This is a genomic window from Paenibacillus sp. FSL L8-0340, assembly GCF_038593145.1.
In the GTDB taxonomy this organism is placed as follows: Bacteria; Bacillota; Bacilli; order Paenibacillales; family Paenibacillaceae; genus Paenibacillus_AQ.
On sequence record NZ_CP151967.1, the window covers coordinates 3,022,479 to 3,046,956 of the forward strand.

25 protein-coding genes, 1 pseudogene and 1 other annotated feature are annotated in these 24,478 nt (G+C 50.3%); of the genes and pseudogenes, 21 read left to right on the top strand and 5 right to left on the bottom strand.

Translation table 11 applies throughout. The features are described 5' to 3' along the window. Positions 1–59: 59 nt before the first annotated feature. From NST07_RS13465 to NST07_RS13485, 5 genes and pseudogenes are all read left to right on the top strand, one after another. On the top strand, positions 60–494 hold the full coding sequence (locus tag NST07_RS13465; RefSeq protein ID WP_341092368.1) for an NUDIX domain-containing protein: 435 nt from the start codon (positions 60–62) through the stop codon (positions 492–494). 21 nt (positions 495–515) lie between these two features. Further along, complete coding sequence (locus NST07_RS13470) at positions 516–998, top strand: NUDIX hydrolase (protein ID WP_341092369.1); 483 nt, start codon at positions 516–518, stop codon at positions 996–998. Positions 999–1,210: 212 nt separating this feature from the next. After that, positions 1,211–1,948: a creatininase family protein gene (locus NST07_RS13475; RefSeq protein WP_342481731.1), complete on the top strand. Its 738-nt coding sequence runs from the start codon at positions 1,211–1,213 to the stop codon at positions 1,946–1,948. Between the two features lie 417 nt (positions 1,949–2,365). Beyond that, the gene (locus NST07_RS13480; protein WP_342481732.1) at positions 2,366–2,668 is read left to right on the top strand and encodes a helix-turn-helix transcriptional regulator; all 303 of its coding nucleotides are present in this window, start codon (positions 2,366–2,368) and stop codon (positions 2,666–2,668) included. Between the two features lie 18 nt (positions 2,669–2,686). Then, positions 2,687–3,600, top strand: a pseudogene (locus tag NST07_RS13485) (RNA-guided endonuclease TnpB family protein); the annotation flags it as partial. Between the two features lie 130 nt (positions 3,601–3,730). Here the strand turns inward: NST07_RS13485 and metG are convergent. Further along, positions 3,731–5,395, bottom strand: a complete 1,665-nt coding sequence (gene metG / locus NST07_RS13490) for a methionine--tRNA ligase (protein WP_342481733.1) — start codon at positions 5,393–5,395, stop codon at positions 3,731–3,733. A gap of 147 nt (positions 5,396–5,542) precedes the next feature. Next, positions 5,543–5,808: a binding site (T-box leader), on the bottom strand. 159 nt (positions 5,809–5,967) lie between these two features. Here metG and NST07_RS13495 point away from each other — a divergent pair. From NST07_RS13495 to NST07_RS13505, 3 genes are all read left to right on the top strand, one after another. After that, the gene (locus tag NST07_RS13495; RefSeq protein WP_341092374.1) at positions 5,968–6,183 is read left to right on the top strand and encodes a hypothetical protein; all 216 of its coding nucleotides are present in this window, start codon (positions 5,968–5,970) and stop codon (positions 6,181–6,183) included. Between the two features lie 82 nt (positions 6,184–6,265). After that, positions 6,266–6,709: a GNAT family N-acetyltransferase gene (locus NST07_RS13500; protein WP_341092376.1), complete on the top strand. Its 444-nt coding sequence runs from the start codon at positions 6,266–6,268 to the stop codon at positions 6,707–6,709. A gap of 85 nt (positions 6,710–6,794) precedes the next feature. After that, positions 6,795–7,031 (top strand): DUF3892 domain-containing protein, encoded by a 237-nt coding sequence (locus NST07_RS13505; protein WP_341092377.1) that lies wholly within the window; start codon positions 6,795–6,797, stop codon positions 7,029–7,031. A 168-nt stretch (positions 7,032–7,199) separates the two neighbouring features. Here the strand turns inward: NST07_RS13505 and NST07_RS13510 are convergent, their stop codons facing one another. Beyond that, positions 7,200–7,937, bottom strand: coding sequence for an MBL fold metallo-hydrolase (locus NST07_RS13510; RefSeq protein WP_342481734.1), 738 nt, complete (start codon positions 7,935–7,937; stop codon positions 7,200–7,202). Between the two features lie 167 nt (positions 7,938–8,104). On the opposite strand from NST07_RS13510, the gene NST07_RS13515 reads away from it, so the two are divergent. Both NST07_RS13515 and NST07_RS13520 read left to right on the top strand, forming a co-directional pair. Further along, positions 8,105–8,656 carry a copper amine oxidase gene (locus tag NST07_RS13515; protein ID WP_341092380.1) on the top strand — a complete coding sequence of 184 codons (552 nt, stop codon included), beginning with the start codon at positions 8,105–8,107 and terminating at the stop codon, positions 8,654–8,656. Between the two features lie 91 nt (positions 8,657–8,747). Further along, positions 8,748–9,071 carry a DUF1292 domain-containing protein gene (locus NST07_RS13520; protein WP_215175585.1) on the top strand — a complete coding sequence of 108 codons (324 nt, stop codon included), beginning with the start codon at positions 8,748–8,750 and terminating at the stop codon, positions 9,069–9,071. A gap of 121 nt (positions 9,072–9,192) precedes the next feature. Here the strand turns inward: NST07_RS13520 and NST07_RS13525 are convergent, their stop codons facing one another. Continuing rightward, positions 9,193–10,668 carry an aminotransferase class I/II-fold pyridoxal phosphate-dependent enzyme gene (locus tag NST07_RS13525; RefSeq protein ID WP_341092381.1) on the bottom strand — a complete coding sequence of 492 codons (1,476 nt, stop codon included), beginning with the start codon at positions 10,666–10,668 and terminating at the stop codon, positions 9,193–9,195. Between the two features lie 89 nt (positions 10,669–10,757). Here NST07_RS13525 and NST07_RS13530 point away from each other — a divergent pair, with 89 nt between their 5' ends. Beyond that, complete coding sequence (locus NST07_RS13530) at positions 10,758–12,047, top strand: MFS transporter (RefSeq protein ID WP_341092383.1); 1,290 nt, start codon at positions 10,758–10,760, stop codon at positions 12,045–12,047. Between the two features lie 107 nt (positions 12,048–12,154). Here the strand turns inward: NST07_RS13530 and NST07_RS13535 are convergent, their stop codons facing one another. Beyond that, positions 12,155–12,778 carry a DUF1054 domain-containing protein gene (locus tag NST07_RS13535; RefSeq protein ID WP_341092384.1) on the bottom strand — a complete coding sequence of 208 codons (624 nt, stop codon included), beginning with the start codon at positions 12,776–12,778 and terminating at the stop codon, positions 12,155–12,157. A 309-nt stretch (positions 12,779–13,087) separates the two neighbouring features. Here NST07_RS13535 and NST07_RS13540 point away from each other — a divergent pair, with 309 nt between their 5' ends. The 3 genes from NST07_RS13540 (at position 13,088) to NST07_RS13550 (ending at position 16,060) form a co-directional block, all read left to right on the top strand. Next, a complete protein-coding gene (locus NST07_RS13540) occupies positions 13,088–13,684 on the top strand; it encodes a hypothetical protein (RefSeq protein WP_076112069.1) in 597 nt (198 codons plus the stop codon). Between the two features lie 265 nt (positions 13,685–13,949). After that, a complete protein-coding gene (gndA, locus tag NST07_RS13545) occupies positions 13,950–15,362 on the top strand; it encodes an NADP-dependent phosphogluconate dehydrogenase (protein ID WP_341378310.1) in 1,413 nt (470 codons plus the stop codon). 155 nt (positions 15,363–15,517) lie between these two features. Continuing rightward, complete coding sequence (locus NST07_RS13550; RefSeq protein ID WP_341378311.1) at positions 15,518–16,060, top strand: shikimate kinase; 543 nt, start codon at positions 15,518–15,520, stop codon at positions 16,058–16,060. A 25-nt stretch (positions 16,061–16,085) separates the two neighbouring features. Here the strand turns inward: NST07_RS13550 and NST07_RS13555 are convergent, their stop codons facing one another. Next, positions 16,086–16,394 carry a rhodanese-like domain-containing protein gene (locus NST07_RS13555; protein ID WP_038590436.1) on the bottom strand — a complete coding sequence of 103 codons (309 nt, stop codon included), beginning with the start codon at positions 16,392–16,394 and terminating at the stop codon, positions 16,086–16,088. Between the two features lie 112 nt (positions 16,395–16,506). Here NST07_RS13555 and aroA point away from each other — a divergent pair, with 112 nt between their 5' ends. From aroA to NST07_RS13590, 7 genes are all read left to right on the top strand, one after another. After that, a complete protein-coding gene (gene aroA, locus NST07_RS13560) occupies positions 16,507–17,799 on the top strand; it encodes a 3-phosphoshikimate 1-carboxyvinyltransferase (protein WP_341092387.1) in 1,293 nt (430 codons plus the stop codon). A 94-nt stretch (positions 17,800–17,893) separates the two neighbouring features. Beyond that, on the top strand, positions 17,894–18,328 hold the full coding sequence (locus tag NST07_RS13565) for a CoA-binding protein (protein WP_340898839.1): 435 nt from the start codon (positions 17,894–17,896) through the stop codon (positions 18,326–18,328). Between the two features lie 334 nt (positions 18,329–18,662). After that, positions 18,663–19,331 (top strand): hypothetical protein, encoded by a 669-nt coding sequence (locus NST07_RS13570; protein WP_342481735.1) that lies wholly within the window; start codon positions 18,663–18,665, stop codon positions 19,329–19,331. A gap of 294 nt (positions 19,332–19,625) precedes the next feature. Further along, a complete protein-coding gene (locus NST07_RS13575; RefSeq protein WP_342481736.1) occupies positions 19,626–20,030 on the top strand; it encodes a hypothetical protein in 405 nt (134 codons plus the stop codon). Between the two features lie 120 nt (positions 20,031–20,150). Next, the gene (locus NST07_RS13580) at positions 20,151–22,037 is read left to right on the top strand and encodes a glucose PTS transporter subunit IIA (protein WP_341092392.1); all 1,887 of its coding nucleotides are present in this window, start codon (positions 20,151–20,153) and stop codon (positions 22,035–22,037) included. Next, positions 22,034–23,800: a phosphoenolpyruvate--protein phosphotransferase gene (gene ptsP / locus NST07_RS13585; RefSeq protein WP_341092395.1), complete on the top strand. Its 1,767-nt coding sequence runs from the start codon at positions 22,034–22,036 to the stop codon at positions 23,798–23,800. The genes NST07_RS13580 and ptsP overlap by 4 nt, the downstream gene beginning before the upstream one ends. Positions 23,801–23,986: 186 nt before the next feature. Next, a complete protein-coding gene (locus NST07_RS13590) occupies positions 23,987–24,457 on the top strand; it encodes a sigma-70 family RNA polymerase sigma factor (RefSeq protein WP_342481737.1) in 471 nt (156 codons plus the stop codon). Positions 24,458–24,478: the final 21 nt, after the last annotated feature.

Consider the following 24,478-nt stretch of genomic DNA (forward strand, 5'->3'; position numbering starts at 1 on the left):
TCGCATCCGGTAATGCACCAAAACTCTATCGGTTTTGCCGACTAAGGAGATGTTTGTGAATGAAAGTTACTATACACGAAACGGAAATAAAGGAAGAAAATCTAACCTACGTCGTTATTATCGTAAGGCATAATGAGCAGTGGATATTAGCTCGGCAGCGTGGACAGACCACATGGGAATTTGCAGGTGGACATATTGACGAGAATGAAACGCCTGATGAAGCAGCGGCAAGAGAACTGTATGAAGAGACAGGAGCGGAAGACTATACGTTATTTCCAATAAGTATTTATTCGGTTACCGGAGAGTCAATGCCGGATAGTTTCGGAAAGCTCTACCTGGCCACCGTTAATAAGTTCGGACAATTGCCGGCCTATGAAATGGAAGAAATATGCGGGTTCACGGAGGTGCCGGAAGAGTTAACCTATCCGATGATCTATCCTGCATTGCTGTCCAAAATCAATGAATTTGCTGAGCAGTGCAATATTCAACTATAAAGATCATGGGAGGTTAATAACATGGCTATGCCAACTCATATTGTGGCTGTCGGCGGGATCGTGGAGAATGAGCAGGGAGAAGTGCTTTTGGTCAAAACATTTCATGGTGGCTGGGTATTCCCCGGTGGGCAAGTGGAGGCCGGAGAGAATCTGATGGATGCACTCATCCGGGAGATTCAGGAAGAAAGCGGAATAGATACCGAGGTCTCTCACCTGATCGGAGTGTATTCGAATACGGGAATGTACAAATGGCATGACGGCATCACCGATGTTCCGACGAAAGTAATGCTGGATTATGTATGTAAACCGGTGGGCGGAGAACTTGCCGTTTCAGAGGAAACGTCGGAAAGCTGCTGGGTGGCTAAGGAGCTTGTGTTGGACAAGATCACAAGCCCGGCGATCCGCACGCGTTATCAGGCTTATTTGGATTTTGCAGGGACAGTATCCTACATTGCCTATGAGACCAAACCGGATTTTGCCGTCTCGCTGAAACGGAAGGTATAGAGCTTCGATAGCTGTAGCTAGCCTTCTTTTCTCGTTCAGGGTCAAATGTTGCTAAAGCGCTGTCTTCGTTTCATGTTAAGGATATGGATCAGGAAATCCAGAAGAAGGCCTGCGGCAAGAAAGGTTAGGAGGGCAGCCACAATGAAAATCTGCGCATAAACAAACACCTCGCTTCGACTAATTACTATTAGACAACCTAAGGGGAAATTCAAATGACAGTCGAATACGGAAAGCTCACCTTTTTGGAAATTAAAGAAAAAGCAGCGGAAGGTTATCTGGCAATTATTCCGACGGGCTGTACGGAGCAGCAGGGTCCACACTCCACCGTTGATTTTGATACATGGCTGGCCACAGAGCTGTCCATTGAAGCAGCGCAGCAGGCCAAACTGAAATATGGAGTCAAGTCCCTGGTGATACCGACAATTCCTTTTGGACCTACACCGGAGCACCGCAGCTTTGGATACGGCTTTATCGATATTCCGCAGAAGCTGTATGAAGATGTAATATACGCTGTTCTGACTTCCCTGGTGGACCAAGGCTTTAGACAGCTGCTTATTTTTCGCGGCTGCGGCGGTCACTTGCTGGGCAATCTGGCAGTAAGGTTCAATCAGGAATATGAGGGAAAAGCCAAGGTAGATATTCCCCATCATCCGTTTCATGAGATCTGGTGCAGGCATGCTGATCCCGACATTCCGGGTGGTCATGCAGACAGCTTCACTACTTCTCTGGGACTTTATAAGCATCCTGAGGATATTAGGGAAGCGCAGATTTTTAATCCTGGCAGCAGTGAGCCGGAATGGGATGATCCCAATCTGGATTTTGGCAAATATTCCACAACAGGCGTCATAGGTGACCCAACCCATGCCAGTAGGGATCTTGGCGAGAAGCTGTGGAACGGTTCCGTTGAGGCCATTGCAGCAATGCTGCAGGGAATTGCTTTAGCTCAGTAAAAGTTGAACAAAATTGTGTCCGCAGCAGTTGCATTTATAACTGTTCGGGCGCTTTTTTTATTCTGACGCTGTGCGACACATAACGTGCAGGCTTGCTCAATGATGAACATCCGTTTTAATGGATAACAATTAATGGAATTTCATTAAAATAGACGCCTTAACTCCGTGATAGTTGCTGCTAGTGGAATCGTTGAGGGAAGCAAGCACGGACAAAGGTTTAAGTATGGAACGTGTTAAATTAAATGGATCGTAATGATTCAGTGAGAAGGGGTTGTATATGCTTAATGCGAATAGTAAAGCCAAAACGCTCGGCGATTATCTGAAATCGCGCCGAAACCGGTTTCAGCCTGAACAGGCAGGGTTTAAAGCATCCAATAGCCAACGAAGAACACAGGGACTCGAAGGGAAGAGGTCGCTATGCTGGCAGGTGTCAGTGCAACTTATTATACCTGGCTGGAGCAGGGCAGAGAAGTAACCGCATCCAGGGATATCATCGAGAATATCGGGAGGGCACTGCAGCTGACGCCGGATGAGCAGCAACATCTGTTCGAGCTATGGAATCCCCATGAGCGTGCAGCTGTTTCTTCTATTAGTACAACGCTTAATCCGCAGTGGAGGGAAATCATCGGGCAGCTGCCCTATCCGTCTTTCATCAGCAATGAAAGTTCCGAGGTTCTTGCCTGGAATGAAGAGGCAGCGAACATATGTGCTATACTGTAAGAAAATACTACAAAAGGGGGCAAAGGCTTGTCCTATCAGACCTGTGCGACACAGCTCCCCGTCCTAAAAACACAATATGACTGGCTCAAAGAAGTCGATAGTATTGCTTTACAGTCTGCCGTTCGGCATGTGGCAGATAGCTTTGACCGCTTTTTCAAAAAGCAAAATCAAGCTCCGCGCTTCAAAAGCCGGAAGCATCCAGTACAAAGCTACACCACGAAATTCACGAACGGAAATATCGCCATTGAAGGCAACCGATTGAAGCTTCCCAAGCTCGGCTGGATGCGTTTCGCCAACTCTCGGAAGCTGGAGGGTCGTATACTGTCCGCTACGGTACGGCAAAACGCCAGCGATAAGTATTTTGTCAAGCAGATGCACATATCGGCATTGACTTGGGGCTTAAGGAATACGCTGTGTGCTCAAGCGGGGAGCATTTTGCCAACCCCAGGTTTTACCGTCAATACGAGAAAAAGCTTGTGCTATGGCAGCGGCGTTTGGCAAGACGCACACCAGGGGGCTCCAACTGGAAGAAAGCCAAGAAACACATTGCCCGTATTCACGAACACATTGCAAATTCACGGAACAATTTTCTCCACAAGATGACAACGAAGCTGATCCGTGAGTGCCAAACGATCAGCATCGAACATCTGCGTGTGGCGAATATGATTCAAAATCCCAAACTCTCCAAGTCCATCGCTGATGCCTCCTGGGGCGAATGGGTGCGACAACTCACGTATAAAGCATCCTGGTATGGACGAACCCTCCGGGTTGCCGGCACCTTCGAGCCGACCAGTCAGCAGTGCCACGTTTGCGGCACGATCCATCCCGAAGTGAAGAACCTCTCGATTCGAGAATGGACATGTGTAGCTTGCGGAACACACCATGATCGGGATGAAAATACGGCTCATAATATCAAACAGTTAGCGGTATAGCAATTACCTATAAAAATAAAACGTAGAACTGCAGGAACGCAGGGGTCGCTTGCCCATAAGAGGAGGTTGCTCCTCTGTTCGCAAGAATCCCTCCTTCAAGCGTCAGCTAAGTGGTGGAGATTCAAAAGGGTTAGTTACTTAGCATCTGGCATTCCAGCCGGGCTGTTTCCTCTTCAATCCGTACAGTATCAATGCGTTCGAAGAGCAGCTTCAGTTCATGGATGTTCTGTCCTGCCTGAACAGAGGACTGCTGCCATCCAGCCTCATCAAGGGACAAGAAGATGCGGAGCTCATCACAGGAAAAAGGAATGAACGGATTCAGCAGATTAGCCAGATTAGCAATGATCTGTACGCAGGTGTAGAGGGTATCTCCGCAGGTGTTGCGGTCTTCCTTGATCTGCAGCCAGGGTTTCTGTTCATCAAAGTATTTATTGGCTTGGCGAATATAACCAAAGATAAACTCCAGAGCCTCCTTAAAACTCCCGGATTCGATCAGCCTGCCGGCTTCGGCGTATAAGGTGTCGAAGTTCGCTCTCCACTTAGGCTCCAGTATTCCCTCCGGCACACAACCCCCGAAGGCTTTATTTATGAAGGCCAGGCTGCGGTTTACAAAATTGCCGAAGGCACCGAGCAGCTCGCCATTATGGCTGTGGATGAACTCCCTCCAGGAGAAGTCGGTATCACGCTTCTCGGGGCCGTTCGCAATCAGGAAGTACCGGATTGAATCCGGCTGATAGCGGCTTAGAATATCCGGTACCCAGACCGCCCAGTTGCGGCTGGTAGAGAATTTCTGCCCCTCCAGCGTCATGTACTCGCAGGCAAACAGACGGTCAGGCAAATGCAATCCGCCCACTCCCAATAATATGCCCGGCCAAATCAGACTATGAAAAGGCACGTTGTCTTTCCCATGCACATAATAAGAAGTTGCCTTGCCATCCTCAGCGGCGCTGTCGCGATTCTCCAGCCAGAAATCCTCCCAACGGTTTCCTGACTCTGCGGCCCACTGCTTGCTGGCGGACAGATAGCCGCTGACCGCTTCGATCCATACGTAGATTTTTTTACCGGTAAATCCGTCTACCGGCACATCCACGCCCCAATCAAGATCACGGGTAGCCGCGCGGTCTTGAAGCCCCTCTTGCAGATAACGCTGAGTCAACCGGACGGCATTATCCCTCCAGCCCTGAGATGATTCCGCATAGTCTGCCAGTTCCTTTTGAAAGCTTGAAAGAGAAAGATAGTAATGCTCTGTAGGCCGCAGTACCGGAGGGGTTCCGCAGATTTTACAGGATCTGTCCAGCAGATCGGACGGGTCGAGCAGGGTGGAGCAGTAATCGCATTGATCGCCGCGTGCCTGCTGCCCGCAGACCGGACACGTTCCCTCCACGTACCGGTCAGGTAGAAACCGCTGATCCTGCTCGCAGTAGCACTGGAGCGTTGTCTTTTTGTACAGGTGCCCGTTGTCCAGAAGTTTAAGAAATAGCTCACGAACGACCGTGTGGTGGGTTTCCTGATCTGTCCGCGTATATAAATCGTAAGTGAAACCAAGCTTGTCGAAGCACTCCGCAAATTCCTCATGATAGCGGTCGGCGAATTCACCCGGCGTTACGCCCTCTTTGGCTGCCTGGACAGCCACCGGTGTACCATGGCAATCGCTGCCGGACACATACAGCACCCGATCACCTTTAGCCCGGTGGTAACGGGCCAGAATGTCACCGGGCAGAATGCTTGCCAGTCTTCCCAGATGCAGAGAGCCATTGGCGTAAGGCCACGCCCCTCCGATAAAGACATTGGACATTTTATCTCCTCCTAAAGTTTTGTGAGCGTTACTTCCAGATTGTCCTTCGAACAAAACTCGCTTCGGAAGCATATACTAAAGTTTTGTGAGCGTTACTCCCACTCGCCCCGGGAGCATTTTTGGGCAACAAAAAAGACTCCCGTCCCCAAAAGGGACGAGAGCCTGTGCTCACGTGTTACCACCCAACTTCATCAATGCCTTGCGGCATTCACCTCTTCAGGTACGTCCGCTGTTCGCGGGTATACCCTAGCACGATAACGGATGCGGGTTCCGGCGCAGCCTACAACCCTCCTGGAGGGGTTCGATGCGCAGCTCAGAGACCATATTCCCTTGGATTTTCTTTGCTCCTTTTCAGCGTCCGGAGCTCTCTGTGAAAGATTGGCCAAGGTACTCTTTCTCTTCTTAGCTTTTGTGGTTATCCTAATTAATGGTTATCTTACGGCAGGAACGCGGTAGAAGTCAAGCGATTAATGCGGTTTTTGAATCTGGATTCATCAAAGACCGCTAATCAGTTTAATAAACTCACGAATCGTCAAAGCTGTGTAGAGCAGAAGACGATAGGAGGGAAAGGGATGCGCAGAATTAAGATTTGGGAAGCGGTGGTCTGTTTAATGCTGCTTCTGACGGCAGTTGGATGTGCTTCGTCCTATCAGGCGCCGAGTGTTGTGGAGATCCAGAGCATGACTGGTTTGGATGGAAAACCTGAAGGTTTAGACAGCCCTTTATCGCCTGTATTAGAGGATGTATACGAACGCTCGATTTCCACTGAGGTCTATTCGGTTGAATAAAGGCTCTCTTCACAGCGTAATGAAAATTCTGTATAATGGGTCAACTATCGTTTTTATATAAAGAGAGGAGACCTGTGGAAGTATGGCGGCGGAAATCGTACATGTAACGACAGATGAACAGCTCCAGATGGGACTGGACATCCGCAAAAAAGTATTTGTTGAAGAGCAAAAGGTACCGGAAGAAGAGGAAATTGATGAGTATGATGTAATCGGCGACAATGTGCATCATATCTTGCTGATGGATGAGGGTCTCCCGGTAGCTACCGGAAGATTGATTTATTATAAAGCAGGCACTGCGAAAATGCAGCGTATCGCAGTCGACAAAGACTACCGCAGCAAGGGATACGGGCGTATCCTGCTGTTGGCGCTGGAGGAGCTTGCCCGTGAGCTGGGCCTCGAATCATCCATCCTTGATGGACAATGCCAGGCGGAAGCCTTTTATAACAAGCTGGGGTATGAAGTGATCTCTCCAGAGCCATTCTATGATGCAGGTATTTTGCATGTGAGAATGCAGAAAACGCTTTAAACCTCAAAGTACATATTCTTTCGTTAGCGGGGCAAGCTAGAGTTGAGCCTATTGGCCAATCCGAGCGCGAAGGAGTAGATCCTAAGTGATGAACAATGAACGTGAACGGTTTACAGCGGCCCAAAGAAACGGTGACGGCGACCTGATGAAGTTCCAGACCTCTTCAGGACGTGTGCTGGACTACCAGCAAGCGCTGCAGGAGATTCAAGCGGGAAGCATAGCCGGAGTGAATGTGTTCAAAGGCAGAGATGGCGAGTTATACATCCGTGGCGATGCGGATGGCGATCCCACGAATAATCTGGATCAGCTGCCGCAATTCTAAAACCGCATAAATAAGAACAGCCGGACAGGCAGTGTCAGTTGACACTGCCTGTCCGGCTTTTTTGAAATATAAGAATTTGTATGCTTCACGCTATAAGTTATCCTTCTATTTCTACTTGCAGCTTCAAGGTTATAAACTGCAGTTAATAAAGATACGGGAAACTGAACCTCAAAGCTCATATATCTCATGCTGAACAAGAAACTCCATGTCTCCGGTCATCCCCTCAAATTCAGGCTTCCGGTCGCTGTAGTGCATTAAATAGATCAGCTTGCGTACATCATCAGGCAAAGACATCAGTTCCCGGAGGGTAGTATGAACCTGCCCCGATCCGCTGAGCTCACAGTCGTGAAAAATCTTCCGGACGCCGTGCTTGCGGACAAGCTTGATCAGCAGCTCAGGCTGGAAGGTCATATCGGCGCTGTAAAAGATATCGTTATTCAGCAGCAGCGAGTAGCTGTCCCGGCCGCGAATATGCGGGGTGCGAATCAATTGCAGTGTAATTTCCGGGGAAAGGGTGTAAGACTCACCTGGACGCAGGGTGGTTACATTGAACATTTCTTCGAGGGAATCTGCACGGGCTTCCTTTGAGCGAGCGCTCTTGCGGATGTGATCCCACAGCGGTTTGAGCAGTGTCTCTGGCAACAGCAGCTGCATTTTTCGGTTATTATCCTGCATCAACTCTATTGCCAGCTCTTCCAGCCCGCCGACATGATCATTATGGATATGTGTGATTAGCGTCGCGTTCACCTCACGGAACGATCGCCCTAATTGATGCATGGCGAGCGGGGCTGTAGCACCACAGTCTATGAGAAGCGAGAAGTTGCCATCCAGCAGCAGCCCGTTGTTATTATGGTAGTTATTGGAAAAAGCATCACCCGTACCTATCATTTGCAGTTGTATAGTCATACCGAAAATCCTCCAGTTCTAATTGTTGCCAAAGCAGGTTAACGTTATATTTTCAATATAGTAACATTTTGATGACAGAAATGAAATTTTCATCGTACTTCGGCGCAACTTGTGTCACCCTCGGCAGTATATATTAACAGCATGAATTATTTGGAGGGTCTCTGCTTATGAGGTGGAAAAAAGTTGCTCTGTGCGTAGTTGTATTTTCCCTGATGGGAAGTTCATTATTGTTCGCGGACGCTGTAAATCAGAAAATCAGGGTATGGAACAATGGGAAGGAAATGGCTGATGGCGGCTATTTGATTGATGGCAAGGCTTATATCCCGGCCAGGGAGGCTGGAGGCGTCGTGAACTGGGACGGTTCAGGCAAAGTGACCATTCTTAAGCCGAATGTACAGATTATTCTGTATAAGGGCGATGATGTATTTGGTAACGTGAATATCGGAAAACTCAAATTTAAGGTGTTGTCACAGGTGGACAGCTTGACAGATAGCATCACAGCAGTAAAAGTAGCCATTACCGATCCATCGGGAAATGTGAAGGACATTCAGTCGCAGGAGCTGGGCGGTTCGAAAAAAGAAGATTTCTGGTTCTCTACCTCAGAGTTCACCTATGATTTTAAAGAGTCCGGGAAGTACCGGGTGGGCTTCTATATTAAAGCCTCCAAGAATGTAGATTACGTACTTGTGTCAGAGAAGGTAATCACTGCACTAGATTAGGTATTTTGCACTGCCCTCAAATTGACCTGAACTTATCATACGTGTTACGATACCAAATGTAGGATAATTCAATTCAAAGTGAGGTATTTCAATGAGCGATCACAAACATGAGCATGGCCATGAACATGGTGAAGCATGCGGTTGCGGACATGATCACGACCATGAGCACGAGGAGTTTGTGCTGACCTTGACGAACGAGCAGGGCGAAGATGTAGAAATGGTGCTGGTAGAAACGTTCGATGTGGGCGAGAAATTATACGCGCTGTTGCTGGAACGCGAAAACCCTGAAGCGGACGGCATCATTCTGCGCATGGAAGAAGAAGATGAAGAAATGGTGCTTTACAACATTGAAGATGAAGCTGAATGGAAAGCCGTTGAACAAGCTTACAACGAGCTGCTTGCCCAGCAAGAATAGATTTCAGTGTAGCACAGCCTGAGGTTGCGTGGATTCAGCCCTGAGGCTTGTATGCAAAAACCCGATACCTATAGTATCGGGTTTTTGTATGAATGCCTATGTTTTGCGGAAGGCCGGCCGATCAAGAGATCGGATCGGCTTCCACGACTACCTTGACAAAGTTGATGCTGCGGTCCTCCGGACCTTTGACCGGCAGCCCGATTTCCACATGGTCGATGATATAATCAATGTTATCCTGGGTAATTACTTCACCAGGGAGCAAAATCGGAATGCCCGGAGGATAAACATAGATGAATTCCGCAATGATATAACCTGCGGATTCGCGGAACGGAACTACCTGAGTATCCGCATAAAAGGCATCTCTTGGAATAAGGGCAAGCTGTGGAATTTCCGGCACCTGCACCTTTAGCTCATAGATCTCACCTTTGCTGTAATGGATGGCTGACAATACCTGCAGGGCGGAAAGCAGCTTATCTACGGAATCTTGGGTATCACCAGGCGTAATCAGGCAAAGAATATTATACATGTCGCTTAGTTCTACTTCGATGTTATACTTTTGGCGCAACCAATTTTCTGTTTCATAACCGGTTATTCCCAAATGGCGGACATGAATGTTAAGCTTGGTTGGATCAATATTAAAGGTGGCCTCTGTGCCAAGAATCTCTCTGCCAAAGCTATACAGACCGTCGATGTTGTTGATGGCCTCCCGGGCATAATTGGACAAGGCTATCGTTCTCTCGGCCATTTCATGGCCATTCAGAGCCAGATTGCGTCTGGAAGTATCCAGTGACGCAAGCAAAATATATGAGGTAGAAGTTGTTGTCAGCATACTGAGAATCGTCTGTACCCGCTGCGGGTTGACCAGCCCGGTTTTGGCATTCACGTTAAGCACCGAGCTCTGCGTCATGGAGCCGCCCAGCTTGTGAACGCTGGTTGCCGCCATGTCGGCACCGGCCTGCATGGCTGATACCGGAAGATCCTCATGAAAATGAATCAATACTCCATGTGCCTCGTCCACCAATACGGGAACCCCGTAGCTGTGGGCCAGGTCAACAATCGAACGCAGGTCAGCGCATACGCCAAAATACGTTGGATTGATTACTAGAACTCCTTTGGCGTCCGGATGGCGCCTTAATGCTCGTTCCAGCGAGCTGGTGGTAATGCCGTGGTCTATCCCAAGATTCTCATCCTGAACAGGTGAGACGAAAACAGGCTTGGCTCCGGAGAAAATAATTGCCGACATCACGGATTTGTGAATGTTGCGCGGCACAATTATTTTGTCTCCTTCTGAGCAGACAGAGAGGATCATAGTCATGATGGCATTGCTCGTGCCCTGTACGCTAAAATACGTATAGTCGGCGCCGAAAGCCTTCGCAGCCAGCTTCTGAGCTTCTTGTATTACGCCGGTAGGCTGATGAAGATCATCAAGCGGTGCGATATTGATCAAATCTATGGATAGAGCGTTATCGCCGATAAACTCACGGAATTCGGCATCGGTTCCTAGCCCCTTCTTATGCCCGGGAATATGAAATTGAACTGGGTTTCCAGCGGCATGCTTTTTGAGAGCAGTGAAGAGGGGAGTACGGTGTTGATCCATTTAATGCTGTCACAACCTTTCGCGAATAGTTTTTTTCAAGCAAGCATCAGTATAACAAATCAATCAACATAATACTAGGATGTGATCTAATGTCTGGCAAAGTAGCACAACGTATGCATATCAGCTTGGCCTCGCCCTTCATTATGGAAATGTGGGCTATTATCTTTTTGGTGGAATTTGTGAAAGGCTCGCTGCTTGTCGCCCTCCTGCCTGTGTATATGGAGAATATCCTCGGCTTGTCGGTAACGGTGGTAGGCTTTGCTTTTGCGTTGCAATATCTGGGGGACAACCTCTTCCGCAGCCCGTTCGGCTGGGTGATGGAGCGTATCGGCTTCCGCTGGACAATGACGGGCGCCCTGCTGCTGCTGGTAGTAGCGGTAGGGATGATTGTCTATGCTAAAGATGCGGTCAGTTTATCCATAGCCTGCCTGATTCTTGGAATTGGAACCTCCCCGCTGTGGCCTTGCACAATGACAGGGATTACGGAGCTGGCCGGTTCTACGAAGAGCGGCAGCAGCGGTGCGGCGATGGGTGCGGTAGAGATGGCTTCGCTGGCCGGAACCGGGATCGGGCCGATCACGATGAATTTTCTGATGGATCATGGCGGTCAAAGCTACCGCACGGTATTTCTTGTGCTTATGGGATGCGCAGCTGCTGTTGCTGCCGTTGCCCTGCTGCTCCCGTCCAAAATTGGTGGACATGCTCCCCATGTTGTACGTGACATCCACAGTGAAGAAGTTCCTGTAGAACAGCGCAAACCGTTTCAGCCGCTGCAGAGCCTCAAGCGGACGATGCACGCGGTCAGAAGCTCGCTGAAGGTAAGCCGGCTGCTGTTCCCGGCATTATTTCTGCAGGCTTTCGCCATCGGCCTTATGACACCGGTAGTTACTTTGTTTGCCCATTCGGAGCTGCATGTCACGCCGAATCAGTTCAGCCTGCTGCTCATTGCCGGTGGGGGGATCACGGTGCTGGCGCTCATTCCCGCCGGGAAACTGGTGGACCGGATTGGGACTACGGTGTTTCTGAACATTGGATTTCTGCTGGCAGCCGGTTCATTGGCCTTCTTCTCCCAGGTGCGCTGGCTGCCGCTGGCCTTCTGCGCTGTTGCGCTGGTTGGTGTTAGTTATGCACTTATTCTTCCGGCCTGGAACGCCTTTATTGCCTTGCAGGTGCCTAAGGGGGAGCGGGGCACCGTATGGGGCCTTTTCCTGACACTCCAAGGCTCCGGCATGGTAGCAGGCCCTGTACTGTCAGGCAGACTGTGGGATTCAGTCAGCCATAGCGCTCCTTTTCTGGCCAGCTCATTTGTGATGGTGCTGCTGTTCGGACTGCATCTGCTTATTGTCCATCGGACAAAATTAAAGACAGGAACAAGCTGATCTGGAGCGGGTTGGCATCGGCCGGTGACACCAATAAAGCCGCAGGCTGACGGAGTGAATCATCCGTCAACCTGCGGCTTTATTGCAGCCATAGACTTTGTATGTGTCTAGAAGGACATACGGTACAAGGGTAGCAGCGTTTCGAAGGTCTGCTGGATAAGCTCAAGTAGCTTATCCTCATCCGACAAAATCGGATCATCTTTGCCGATCCGCAGACCGCACGTAATCTCGGCTTTCTTGACTTCCTTCAGCTTGCGGGCAAGCTCGGCGAACTGCCGGTCGTCCATGTCTGATTCCCGGATTCCCTTAGGATCCAAGTGGTCGGTCGACCAGAAATAGCTTCCCGGAAGCCCGGCGCGGATAGCTGCAGATTGCTTCGCCAGTGCATCCGCGAAGACCCCCTTGTTGGAGCTCTCATAGATAATGGCAAAAACAACAAACAAGTGGCTGTAGAACATACCGACCTGGAAATGCGGCAGAGCCTTGTACCCGCGTTTATTCGGGCCCCAGGCCACCCATGTATCATTCGGGGCATGAACGGTGCGCCGGGCGTGCTTGGCTACATGCGGGAACATTTCTTCTCCGCACAGCGCGGACAGGACTGGAGCAAGTTCGTTGCCAAGCTCATTCAGTTTAGGCCGCACCCGGGCAATGAGGGCATCCATTCTCGGCTCCAGGCCCTCAATTTGAAATACTGCAAAATCATCATGTGTAAATCCTTGAAATGGCATTATAGCGTCTCCTTGTTCAAAAGATAGATTCGCATGCATGTAAGCATTGCTGAAATTGCTGCAGCTGCCGCATATTTCCATCTCAAAGCCTCTAAATCCAGTAAAAACAGCGGGAAGCGTTTGGGATTAGCAGGAAACGGGTAAAAATAGTCAATAAACCAAGTTACCGCTACATAAAATGAAGTATAAAATAAGAGTAAGACGAACGCAAAGTTAAGATCGCAAGTGGAGGTCCGGCAGTCAATTTTACCTAGGAAAAAAGCTAATAAAGCTGGTTTTGCAGAAGCAAAGCTGTTAGGGGGGAGTGCCGTGAACAAAAATGACGAAGTGGAGTATTGCAATCTGGAGCTGCGGTTTGACCGACAGCATATACAGGATCTCATTAAGGACTTGATAAAAGATGGCTATTCCCTTTACTGGAGTGAGAATGAAAGTGTTTTTTTGATTTCGGTGCGCACCGGCCGCAAGCTGGTAAAGCTCCGCTTCCAGCGGATTAAGGATGGTTACAAGCTGGTAGGCGATTATATGATCCGTGATGCGCGCCTGTCCGAATGGATGGAGAAGCTGATTGGCGATATGCGAGGTCATGCCGTAGTCAAACGTTTCCGTGACCGCCAGATTATCATTGAGAATATTTTATTTGGTGAAGTGATCCGTCTGGTGGAAATTTCCGGGTATCAGCAGCGTGTACTGTATCAGAAAGGGCCGATGCTCACGGATCAGGAGCTGACAAAGCTTTTTTACTCCGGTGAAGGAGAAGAGCGGATCCGCCAGCGGAGGATTGAGGTTGATGAACAGCTGGACCGGTTAAATGAGGCCCTTCGCAGTGAAGATGCTGCACTTGCAGAGTCCTGTATGGCTGAACTCAGCTTTTTGCAACGGGAGCTAAATATGCTTGAATGGTAACAAAGATCGGCTTCATTTGGTTAAGGGCATCCCTCAGCAGGGGTGCCCTAACTTTGTATTTCAACTTGTGGACAGGGGTTCACTTCTGGCGGTAAAAACGTTAAAATAGTCATTGTGAGCAATTTCCTTCAACTTAAGGACTTTGTCAATGAAATTGATCTCTATTTCGCAGGCGGAACTTTGCTGTATCTGACAAAGGGTGGTATTCTTATACTGCGAGAAATGGATTTCACAAAAATATAGGATGCAAAGGGTGGAGGACCAGATGGCAAAACAACAAATCGGCGTAATTGGCTTAGCGGTAATGGGTAAAAATTTGGCTCTAAACATCGAGAGCAGAGGCTTTACCGTATCGGTATTCAACCGTTCCCCGGAGAAGACACATGATCTTGTTGCCGAAGCGGAAGGCAAAAATCTGGTGGGCACTTTTTCCATTGAAGAGTTTGTAGAATCACTCGAAGTACCGCGTAAAATTCTGATCATGGTTCAGGCGGGCAAAGCTACCGATGCCACAATTGAGCAGCTTCTGCCGCATCTTGATCAAGGCGATATTATTATCGACGGCGGCAACGCTTATTTCCCTGATACGGTTCGCCGCAGCAAAGAACTGGAAGAAAAAGGCTTCCGATTCATCGGTACCGGAGTTTCCGGCGGTGAAGAAGGCGCGCTTAAAGGACCTTCCATTATGCCAGGCGGTCAAGAAAGTGCATATAAGCTTGTTGAACCTATCCTTACGGCAATTTCGGCCAAAGTGGACGGAGAGCCTTGCTGTACATATATCGGACCGGACGGTGCAGGACACTATGTAAAAATGGTGCACAACGGCATCGAGTACGGCGACATGCAGCTGATCTGCGAAGCTTACCAGCTTTTGAAGGATGTGCTTGGTCTGGATGCCAAAGAGCTGCACAGCATCTTCAAAGAGTGGAACAGCGGCGAGCTGGACAGCTATCTGATCGAAATCACAACGGATATTTTCGCACAATATGATGAAGAAACCGGCAAACCGATGGTTGACGTTATCCTCGATGCCGCCGGCCAAAAGGGAACAGGCAAATGGACAAGCCAGAGCTCGCTTGATCTTGGCGTGCCGCTGTCCATGATTACTGAATCTGTATTCTCACGCTTCCTGTCTGCAATGAAGGATGAGCGTGTAGAAGCCAGCAAAGTGCTGAGCGGACCGGAAACCGAGCCTTTCCAAGGTGACAGAGCAGAATTTATCGAAAATGTGCGCAAAGCGTTGTTCGCGAGCAAAATCGTATCCTATGCGCAAGGCTTTGCGCAGTTGCGCGTAGCTTCCGACGAATACGGCTGGGATCTGAAATACGGCAGTCTGGCCAAAATCTGGCGCGGCGGCTGCATTATCCGCTCCCGTTTCCTCCAGAATATCACGGATGCCTATGAAACCAATCCAGAGCTGAAGAACCTGCTCTTGGATCCGTTCTTCAAAGACATCATGGGTTCGTACCAATCCGCATGGCGTAAGGTTGTTGCCGCTGCTGTAACTCAAGGGGTTCCTGTTCCCGGGTTCGCAAGTGCATTGGCCTACTATGACAGCTACCGTACGGAACGCCTGCCTGCGAATCTGCTGCAGGCACAGCGTGACTACTTCGGCGCCCATACCTTTAAGCGTGTGGACAAGGAAGGCGTCTTCCACCACAACTGGCTCGCTGAATAGGTTATTTGGCTCTGCTGCAATCAGCGGCCCGAACGGCTTCCCGCACCCGGGAGGCTTTCGGGCCTTTTTTTCGGAATCTACAGGAAGGGAATCGCATTGTGCAAAGTTTTGACCCTGTGTTATGATATGACAAATGTCGCGGTTGGAGGGTAGTCATGACTGGGGAGTTAGAACAACAACAGAGTTACAATACCTTGCGTAAAAATATTATCCTTGTAGGAATGATGGCCACAGGTAAGTCAACAGTGGGTGCCATGCTGGCGGAGGAACTGGGCTTTGAACTGGTTGATTTGGATCATGTCATTATAGAGAGTGAAGGCCAGAGTATTGCCGATATTTTTGCCGATGGCGGTGAAGCGTATTTCCGTAAGGTTGAAACTGCAGTACTTCAGCGGATGCTTGAAGGAGAGGGCAGAATTATTTCGACAGGCGGAGGTGCAGCACTGGCTCCAGGGAATGCCGGGATGATGTTGGAAAATGGGCTTGTTGTGGCGCTTACGGCCACGGAAGAAGTCATCTTATCCCGCGTCAGCGGAGATCAGAACCGGCCGCTGCTCGCTGGCAACGCGCAGGAAAGGGTCCGCACCATCATGGAGCAGCGCCGGGAGGCTTACCGTTTCGCGCATTGCACAGTCGATACTTCGGAGCTGAGTGCGGCAGAAGTGTCGCAGCATATTTTAATGCATTACCGCGGTTGAGCTTTTAAGTATACTTGTGTGCGGCTTACGCCTCTGCACTTTCATTCCATTCAATCATTCCGCCGCTGAGGTTGGAGCCTTTGAAGCCGAACTGCTGCAGATATTCGCAGACACGCTGGCTGCGGGCACCTGAGCGGCAAATGAAGACGATCTCGGTCTCTGCCGGGAGCTCTTCCGTGCGCTGCGGAATCTCGCCCATTGGGATATGCTGAGCGCCGGGAATCATCCCGAAGGCGACTTCATCATCTTCACGTACGTCTATCAATACAAGGTCTTCGCCTGTCTCCAGACGCTTCCGCAATTCCTGCGGTGTAATTTGGGGGATCTCATTCATGGTTGTGACCTCTTTTCTATCGGAAGATTGGTTTAATGATAACACAAGTGGAGAATAGCCTGTCAAACGAAGCACTATATATCAACTACATTAACTAAGGAGCGCTTATATCATGGACGTTATTGTTAGGCCGACGCCAGCTTTGCAAGGAGAATTTGGAGCTTTGTCTTCCAAAAATTACACTACACGTTACCTGCTTGTTGCCGCTCTATCCGAGGGCGTCAGCACGATCTACTATCCTGCACATAGTGAGGACAGCGATGCGATCCGCAGATGTATTGCCGATCTTGGAGCAGTGCTTACGGAGGATGAAGAGAAGATTGTCATTCAAGGCTTTGGCCGGCATCCCCGTGACGTCAAGGAACTTAATGTAGGGAATGCCGGGGCCGTCCTGCGCTTTCTGATGGCTGTAGCTGCGCTGAGCCCGGAGGTGACTTTCGTGAACACGTACCCGGATTCTCTGGGCAAACGCCCGCATGATGACCTCATTGCAGCACTCGGCCAGATTGGTGTTCAAGTGGAGCATAATAATGGGAGACTTCCGATAACCATTCGCGGCGGCAAGCCGGTTGGCGGCCGGATTACCGTCTCCGGTGCAGTCAGCTCACAGTATCTTAGTGCGCTGCTCTTCCTGACGCCGCTGCTAGAAGAGGACAGCGAGATCGTCGTACTGGATGATCTGAAGTCGAAGGTTGTTGTCGGCCAGACGCTGGAGGTGCTGGAGCAGGCAGGAATCGTAGTTCATGCTGCTGACGATTATATGTCCTTTAAGGTGCCGGGGCGCCAGGCCTATGCGGCCAAGTCTTACACTGTGCAGGGGGATTATCCGGGATCTGCGGCTGTGCTTGCGGCAGCGGCTGTCACCCAATCGGATGTGAAAATTCACCGGCTTGCCGAGAAGAGCAAGCAAGGAGAACGGGCAATTGTGGATGTGCTGCGTATGATGGAAGTACCGCTTACTCACGAAGACGGAACAGTGCATGTGCAGGGGAACGGCACTCTAAAGGCTGTGGAATTCGACGGCGATGCGGCAACCGATGCCGTGCTGGCGATGGTGGCGGCGGCGGTATTTGCCGAAGGGACCTCGCGTTTCTACAACGTGGAGAATTTGCGTTATAAGGAATGCGACCGGATTACCGACTATCTGGCGGAGCTGACCCGCGCCGGAGCCAAGGTTGAGGAGCGCCGCGATGAGATCATCGTGCACGGCATGCCTGAGGGTGTCGAAGGCGGAGTAACGATCAATGCGCATTATGATCACCGGGTAATTATGGCGCTGACGGTAGTGGGCCTTCGTGCCCGTAAGCCGCTGCTGATTAAGGACGCCCATCATGTCGCCAAGTCCTATCCGCAATATTTCGACCACCTGCGTGCGCTTGGAGCAAATGTGGAGTGGGTACAATAACAATGTAGGATGCTGATCCAGGTGAAGTCCGCTTATAATAGGAAGTTTTGGTTTCACCTGCTGATTCGGCACTAAAGCGAAAGGGGTAACAAACATGAGCTTTGAGAACCCGACCCGGGAGCAAATCGGTGATATTCTTGCTTCCGCAGGTAATATTGCTGTTGTAGGTCTTTCTGACAAATCGGACCGTACCTCCTATATGGTGGCTTATGCGATGCAGAGCCGCGGATACCGGATTATTCCGGTTAACCCTACAGTAGACGGAGAGATTCTAGGGGAGAAATGCTACCATACGCTGGCTGAAATACCGGAGCCGGTGGACATTGTCAATGTGTTCCGCCGCAGCGAATACTGCGCCGAAGTGGCGCAGGAGGCAGCTGATATCGGCGCACATGTGCTGTGGCTCCAGCAGGGCATTATCAGCAAGGAGGCTGCTGACATTGCCGCAGAGCACGGCATGACGGCGATCATGGACCGCTGCATCAAGGTCGAGGAAGCGATCACGATGCACGGGCGCAGCCGGCAGTAGTATTTAGGGGGGCGGGGGAGGAACCAGTACTCTCGTAATTCTGGAACCCCGGAACCCCGGAACCCCGGAACCCCGGAACCCCGGAACCCCGGAACCCCGGAACCCCGGAACCCCGGAACCCCGGAACCCCGGAACCCCGGAACCCCGGAACCCCGGAACCCTTTAGCCTAGGTGGGGAAGGAAGGTATACAGCAAGTTTTGCTGCTCTGATCCTATTTCATCTAGAAATAGCCAGGTTGTGTTGCTATACTGGCATTAGACGAAGAACGTCCATTTACCCGTAATTAGTTTGCGGGAGGTGGGCGTTCTTTTTTATTTACCGGGAGGGGATCAGATGGAGTTTGAGGCAGCACATCGTTTATTCATCGAGCAGCATACGTCGGAGAGAAGTGGGGAGCGTAAGGGGAGGCTGGTCAGAGGTCACAATTTTGCGGAGCGGCTGTTTTTGCAGAATGTGTGGTGGCCGCTGTTTGAATCGCTTGAGCATTTGCATCCAGAATATGAAGTTTACGATTGGAACCGCAAATCGCAGTTTCTGGACTTCGCTTTTCTGCCGCAAAATGGGGGCCGGTTCGGGATCGAATGCGACGGCTTTCAAAGTCATGTCAAAGATATGGACCGCGAGAAGTTCAGCTATTCCTTGAACCGCGATAGTTTCCTCACCGGGATGGGCTGGAGGATGCTCCACTTTTCCTTCGACGATGTTCAGCAGCGTCCCGAAGTTTGCCGGATGCTCCTGCAGCTGGTACTTGCGCCTTATTTAGCTAAAAAGACGCTAGCCGCAGATATTTTGTCCGAAGAGAAAGAAGTGCTGCGCCTGGCCTGGCGTATTGCTAAACCGCTCCGCCCCAAGGATGTGTGCGACTATTTCCAGGTTAATTATCGTACGGCCCGGAGGCTGTTACAGTCACTCAGTGACAAAGGATTACTCAAACCGGTAAATTCAAAGCAGAGGGTGCGGTTCTACGAAGTAAAAGCAATGCAGGCTGATCAAATATGGTAAGTGGATAGGGAAATGAAAAGCAAAACAAAGCAATCTTGCCTGCATTCTTGAATGCAGTCTGATTGAGGTGTAGATGGAATTAAGGAACTAGGGTGAGTTTTGATTGAATATTAGGATGAAAATGGAATAGATGCACTTCGTGCAACTAAATGATGTTGAAAGTTTCTTTTTTGAAGTATAGCTGCACTTGGTACAACTAAAAGTTGCTAAATGGCTCCTTGGAGCAGGAAATGCGATTTGTAGATGTATAAAGTGCAGTTAAACTAATATTACTGTTTAAAAGTGCTATTTTAGTTGTACAGAATACACTTAAATGACTGGAGTGACTGGAGTGACTGGAGTGGCTGGAGTGGCTGGAGTGACTGGAGTGACTGGAGTGACTGGAGTGACTGGAGTGACTGGAGTGACTGGAGTGACTGGAGTGACTGGAGTGACTGGAGTGACTGGAGTGACTGGAGTGACTGGAGTGACTGGAGTGACTGGAGTGACTGGAGTGACTGGAGTGACTGGAGTGACTGGAGTGACTGGAGTGACTGGAGTGACTGGAGTGACTGGAGTGACTGGAGTGGCTGGAGTGACTGGAGTGGCTGGATCGTCTCCCCATGCCCACGCATGCTCATTAATGATTTGTTATTAAGCCTCGTAGGGCCTACTTCTCTGTTTCCTTCACAGCAGCGAACAGCATCCAGACTACACTAAATTACGAATAAAGTTTCCCATAATCACGGGAACCGTGGTATCCTAATTCTTGCCGCATTCTTTTGACAAAAGCAGTCGCAGCGCGTACCATTCAATATAGAATGAAAGGAGAGGGTCACCTTGAATTGGCTCGGATCATTGCAGCAGTTGGGCAGAGCCATAATGCTTCCTACCATGGTGCTTCCGGCGGCCGCCATCCTGCTTAGTCTGGGCAGCTTACCGTGGTCTGCATGGGGACTTTCTTCGGTATCCGAAGTGACTACATATGCGGGGCAGGGAATATTTTATTTCATGCCTTATTTGTTTGCTGTCGGCGTAGCGTGGGGGTTGTCCAATCAGGCCGGACCGGCTGGGCTGGCTGCACTGGCTGGAATGTTCACTTATGACCGGATTGTTACCCATATGGGGAATGGGGATGTTCAGCCTGCTACATTAATCGGAATCATACTCGGGATTGTCGCCGGCGTGGCGCATAACCGGTTTAAAAATATCAAGCTTCCAGAAGCCATACAATTCTTCGGAGGTTCGCGGTTTGTTTTGCTGTTCATGGGCCTGTTCTCGGCCTTCTTCGCTTGGGTGATGCTCGGTGTTTCTCCGCTGCTTCAGCAAGGGCTGGATGTGCTTTTCCGGGATATACAGGCGACCGGCGGATATGGCGTGTTTGTCTACGGGGTGCTTTACAGGGTGCTTACGGCCTTTGGCCTACATCATATTCTAAATAATGTGTTCTGGTTTCAGCTGGGCAGCTTTGCTACTCCTGACGGCAGCGCGGTCGTCCAGGGGGATTTGCCGCGGTTTTTTGCGGGAGATCCTACTGCGGGCATCTTTATGGCCGGACTTTTTCCGATCATGATGTTCGCACTGCCGGCGATTGCCTTAGCTATTATTCAGGAAGCCCGGGAGGATTTGAAGCCGAAGATCCGCAAAACCTTTTTGCGTGCCGCAATGGTCTGCTTTTTGACCGGTGTGTCGGAGCAAATTGAGTTCGCTTTCCTGTTCGCTTCGCCATATTTATTCGCGCTGCACGTAGTCATGTCCGGTCTTGCGATGGTGTTGACCTATTCGCTTGGCATCCATCATGGGTTCTCTTATTCGGCGGGGGTAATTGACTTTATCCTCAACCTGCATCTGTCGCAGCGCGCCTGGCTGCTGATCCCGATCGGGATCGGTTATGGGATTGTCTATTATAACGTGTTCCGCTGGGCGATCCGCCGTTTCCAGATTCCGACTCCGGGGCGTGAGGAAGGCTCTGAACTGGGCGACTGGGCGGGGAATATTCCGTATCAGGCTCCGCTCATTCTGGAGGCGCTCGGGGGCAAAGAGAACATCGTACAAGTTCAGGCTTGCATCACCCGTTTAAGATTAACTGTGCATAATGACCGATTCATTGATACCGGGGCGCTCAAGGGATTGGGCTCGGCCGGAATTATAAAGCTGGGCGGCGGGAACGTGCAGGTGGTATTCGGCACCTATTCAGAGCTGATCCGTGAGGAGATTGACAAGCTGATGCTTCGTGATCTGCCGCAGGTGCTGTTCAGTTCTCCAATGCAGGGCCGAATGATGCCGATTGAGGAAGTGCCGGACCATATTTTCGCCGCGAAGCTGGTTGGGGACGGGGTGGCCTTTTTCCCGGATAAAGGGGAGCTAGTCTCACCCGTGTTTGGCAAGGTGATGCACGTGTACCCTACAATGCACGCAGTGGGCATTTCAACGCCCGAAGGGCTGGAGGTACTTATGCATATAGGGATCGACACTTCACAGCTTAAGGGGCCGTTTGAGGCGCTTGTGCAGGAAGGGGACAGTGTGGAGCCGGGCCAGTTGCTGGTGAGATTCGATCTTACCTTTTTGCGTGAACATGCGGCTTCGCTTGCTACACCGATGGTGATTACCAACCCTGACCGTGTGAAATCCTGGAGCTATGCTCCATTTAAAACTGTGAAAAAGGGGCAATCGTCCGTAATGTCCGTGGTATTACATGAAAGCAATGTTGGAGGGATTGAAGCATGATACAAGGCATAGGCGCTGCAGCAGGTGTTGCCATCGGGAAGGCCTTTGTCTTGCCGAACTGGGAATGGAGCCTGCCGGATACGCAGGTAAATCCGGTGGATCTGGCCAAGGAATTTGAGCGTTTATACGAAGGAATCCGCACCTCGAAAGATGAAATTGAGTTTATCAAAAGAGAATTCAGGGAGGTCGTGGGGCCGGAGGAATCGAGCATTTTTGACGCCCATCTGGCAATTCTGGATGATCCCGTGTTCATGAGTGAAATCCGTGGCATTATCGAACGCCAATACAAGGCGGCTGAAGTGGCGGTTAAGGAAGCCATTGACCATTTTGTAGCGATGTTTGATCTGCTGGACGATGAATATATGAAAGAGCGGGCAGTTGATATCAAGGATGTCGGCAACCGTTTGCTGAAGCATTTGCTGGGTGCACCCGAGGTAACTCTGCCGTCTGATACACAGCCCTATATACTGGTGGCGAAGGAGTTATCTCCCTCTCAGTTGGTTCATTTGAATCCGGTCTATGTGCTGGGAATTGTCACCATGATGGGCGGCAAAACTTCCCATTCCTCCATAATGGCCCGGGCGCTTGGTATTCCGCTGGTGGCTGGCTTGGAGAACAAGCTGACCAATCCGATCCAGACCGGAGATCTGCTGGTGCTCGATGGTGAAACCGGGATTCTGCAGCTTCATCCGGACGAGCTTACGGTAAGAGACTATGCAGCGAGACGCGATAAGCAGCAGCGCAAAAGAGAGCAGCTGGAGCTGCTTGCTACTGTGGAGGCCATCACCAAAGACGGTGTATCTCTGCGGCTAGCCGGTAATATCAGCTCGGTCAAAGAGCTGGATATGGCGCTGAAGTACGGAGCGGAGGGCGTTGGTTTGTTCCGTACAGAATTTTTGTACATGGACCGTCATTCCTTCCCGACGGAAGAAGAGCAGTTTGAGGTTTACAAGCTCGTTGCCGAAAAGGTTGGCAGCAACACCGTTGTGATCCGTACCCTGGATATCGGGGGAGACAAGCATCTGGATTATTTCCAGCTTCCTGACGAGCAGAACCCATTCCTGGGCTACCGTGCCATCCGGATCAGTCTCGACCGCAAAGATATGTTCAAAACACAGCTGACTGCGATCCTGCGTGCCAGCCACTACGGCAATGTAAAGATGATGTTCCCGATGATTTCCTCCGTAGAAGAAGTACAAGCTGCCAAAGCGGTGCTGAATGAGGTCAAGGCAGAGCTGGACGAGCAAGGCGTTCCGTATAACCGCAATGTACCGGTAGGCATCATGATTGAGGTTCCGGCTGCCGTTATGATCGCGGATCTGCTGGCGGAAGAAGTGGACTTTTTCAGCATTGGGACAAATGATCTGGTGCAGTATGTGCTGGCCGTTGACCGGATGAATGAACAGATTGCCCATATGTATCACCCTTATCATCCAGCGGTATTGCGCATGATTCGCATGACAGTGGAAGCTGCGCGGCAAGTAGGCATCGGTGTGAGTATTTGCGGTGAAATGGCTGCCGATGAACGTTCTCTGCCGCTCTGGCTGGAGCTGGGGATCAGCGAGCTGAGTATGTCGCCGCAGGCCTTGCTGCGGGTGAAGCATCGTACGCTGAACACACTGGCGTCGGAAGCCAGAGAGATGGCCAAAGCATGCTTCCGGCACCGTACCAGTCTGCAGACAGAAGAGATGCTAAGCGCATTTGCAGGACGGAGCGGCTTATCGCTGAGTATGGGTGGAGATCCGAAAGAGAAGACATCCTAGTCTTAGGCAATCAGAATCGATGAAGTGAAGGGTCCGGCGATAGCGCCGGACTTTTTGCGTTACTGATCTTGAACCGCCATTTATAAAAAAAGTAAAACCGTTTTCCCCTTGAGAGAGTCAGTATAGATGAAAGTACAAAAAGGCGCTTTTTGAGGCTGCTGTGTGAGGGAGGCAAAGCAACGGAGAATGGAAAATCTAATGGAGGCTGAACGGGTACAGTTTGGTGATGAGAGTGGACAGGCTTTTATCCGGCTCGTATCAGAGCAGAAGAAAATACTATACGGGATCGCTTTCAGTTACTTCCGCAGTGAGTCAGATGCACTCGAAATGCTGCAGGAAGCTACGTACCGGGCGTGGAGCAAACGAAAAAGTCTCAAAGATCCGGAACGGTTTGCACCTTGGGTGACACGAATTCTGATCAACTGCTGCAACGATGAACTGAAGCGGAGAAAACGGTTAGTTTCCGTAGAGCCTACGAATACAGGCAGTACTGGAGTGATGGAAATGACCAGTGACCGCAAGCTGGACATGGAGCAGGCCCTTGACAGTGTGAAATTCAAATACCGTCAGGTGCTTGTACTGAAATATTACCGTGATATGACACTAACAGAGATTGCTGAAGTGCTCGGCAAGCCGGAGGGGACGGTCAAGACCTAGCTGAATAAGGGCTTAAAGCAG